The organism is Candidatus Binatia bacterium, from assembly GCA_036493895.1.
Classification (GTDB): Bacteria; Desulfobacterota; Binatia; order UBA1149; family CAITLU01; genus DATNBU01.
Genome location: DASXOZ010000063.1, coordinates 1 through 2,173 on the forward strand (window position 1 = coordinate 1; position 2,173 = coordinate 2,173).

Below are 2,173 nucleotides of genomic sequence, written 5' to 3' on the forward strand. Positions count from 1 at the left end.
GGCAAGGCGCGTCGGCGTGACTTCCATGCGCACGTAGCCGCGGTAGCGGCTGTCCATCAGCAGCATGTGCGGGTTCTCGGATCGCAGCGCATCGAGCCGCTCCTGCGCCCAGGCCTGCGAGGTGATCGAGGTGCCGACGAACTCGGAGGCGACGATCGGCGAGGCCGGGTCGTCGAAGTCCAGCTTGAGCTGCGCGACGTTGAACGAATGGACGTCGCCGCCAATCACCACCGGGTTGCGAATTTTTCTATCCAGAATTGAACTTAACAATCTGCTTCGCGCGGCCGGGTAGCCATCCCATCCATCCGTCCACGCGCGCCGACCGGGGCCGGGCTTCTGGTCGAACTGCGACATCGTCGTCTGCTGCGCGAGCACGTTCCAGGCCGCGCGCGAGTCGCCGAACGAGCGGTCGAGCCAGCGCTCCTGCGTGCGGCCGAGCATGGTGCGGCCGGGCGAGAAGAGCCGTCTGCACTCGTCGATGTCGACGGTGTTCGAGCCGCCGCGGCGACCGCGCCGCGGACAGGCGTGCCACGAGCGGTACTGGCGGTCGTCGAGGGTGTAGAAGCGCGCGAGCGTTCCCCAGTCGAGCGTCGTATAGATGCGCATCTCCCGGCCGCTCGGCTGCATGCGCGACGGAAGCGGCATGTGCTCGTAGTAGGCGCGGTACGCAGCGCTGCGGCGGGCGAGGAACGCCTGCCGCTCCATCCCGTCTTCGGAACGATCGTCGGCGTAGTCGTTGTCTACCTCGTGGTCGTCCCAGGTCACGATCCACGGGCAGGCGGCGTGGGCCGCCTGCAGATCCGGGTCGCTCTTATAGAGCGCATAGCGGGCGCGGTAGTCTTCGAGCGTGTAGGGCTCGGGGCTCTCATGGCTACGCACCAGCTCGCGTCCCCAGTGCGATTCGTAGATGTAGTCACCGAGGAAGGCGATCAGGTCCGGGGCGTCGGCCACCATGTGCCGGTACGCGGCGAAGTAGCCCTGCTCGTAGTGCTGACAGGAAGCGAAGCCGAAGCGCAGTCTTGCGACCTGGGCGCCTGCCGCCGGAGCGGTACGTGTGCGGCCGATCGGACTCTGTGCATCGCGCGTGGTGAAGCGGTACCAGTACCAGCGATCCGGCTGCAGGCCTTGCGGCTCGACGTGGATCGAGTGCGCCCAGGCCGGCTCGGCAACGGCGGTTCCTCGACGAATCACGTCTTGCATGGATTCGTCGGCCGCTACTTCCCAGCCCACTTCCACTGCTTGCGAGGACGCGCCGATGAGGCGCGTCCAGAGCACCACGCTCGACGGCATCGGGTAGCCCGAGGCGACGCCGAGCGCGAACGGGTAATCCGCCTGGGAGAAAGCGGGTGAAACAGCGAGCGCACCCAGGGAAGCGAGGAAGCGGCGCCTGTCAATCATGCGAATAGAATAACGTCATGATCCACTTCGTGGTGCACGAGGAGGGCGACGGGGTCGGCGTCGTCGTCGTCGAGGGAGTCAAGTCCGGCCAGCCGCTCGACGGCTGGATCATGGAAGACGACAAAGACCTCCGTGTGACGGCGAAGAGCGATATCCCGATCGGCCACAAGATGGCGCTGCGCGACTACCAGCCGGGCGACACGGTGATCAAGTACGGCGTCGACATCGGCAAGGTGGTCAAGCCGATCGCGAAGGGCGAGCATCTCCACGTGCACAACCTCAAGACCAAGCGCTGGTAGTCATGCAGAACAGCTTCTGGGGCTACAAAAGAGAGAACGGCCGAATCGGCGTGCGCAATCACGTCATCATCCTGCCGGTCGACGATCTGTCGAACGCCGCCGCCGAAGCGGTCGCGAACAACATCAAGGGCGTGATGGCGCTGCCGCACCCCTACGGGCGACTGCAGTTCGGCGCCGACCTCGAGCTGCATTTCCGCACGCTGATCGGCACCGGCGCGAACCCCAACGTCGCCGCGGTGGTGGTGATCGGGATCGAGGAAGGCTGGACCGCGCGCGTCGTCGAGGCCATCGCCAAGACCGGCAAGCCCGTCGCCGGCTTCGGCATCGAGGGCCACGGCGACCACGAGACCATCCGCCGCGCCTCGCAGAAGGCGCGCGAGTTCCTGCAGTGGGCGAGCGAGCTGCGCCGCGAGGAGCGCCCGCTGAAGGAGCTGTGGGTCTCGACCAAATGCGGCGAATCGGACACGACCTCCGGC

General features: G+C 66.5%; 3 protein-coding genes. 2 read left to right on the plus strand and 1 reads right to left on the minus strand.

The window, feature by feature from the left end; all coding sequences use genetic code 11:
• On the minus strand, positions 1–1,398 hold a 1,398-nt coding region (locus VGK20_14470; protein HEY2775249.1), incomplete at its 3' end, for an alkaline phosphatase D family protein.
• Between the two features lie 17 nt (positions 1,399–1,415).
• Between VGK20_14470 and VGK20_14475 the strand changes: the two genes are divergently transcribed.
• On the plus strand, positions 1,416–1,697 hold the full coding sequence (locus tag VGK20_14475; protein ID HEY2775250.1) for a UxaA family hydrolase: 282 nt from the start codon (positions 1,416–1,418) through the stop codon (positions 1,695–1,697).
• Between the two features lie 2 nt (positions 1,698–1,699).
• The coding region (locus tag VGK20_14480; protein HEY2775251.1) for a UxaA family hydrolase at positions 1,700–2,173 on the plus strand (474 nt) is incomplete at its 3' end.

Coding starts and splice junctions, on each gene's coding strand:
- VGK20_14475 (HEY2775250.1), top strand. CDS start 1,416: ATGATCCACTTCGTGGTGCACGAGGAGGGCGACGGGGTCGGCGTCGTC.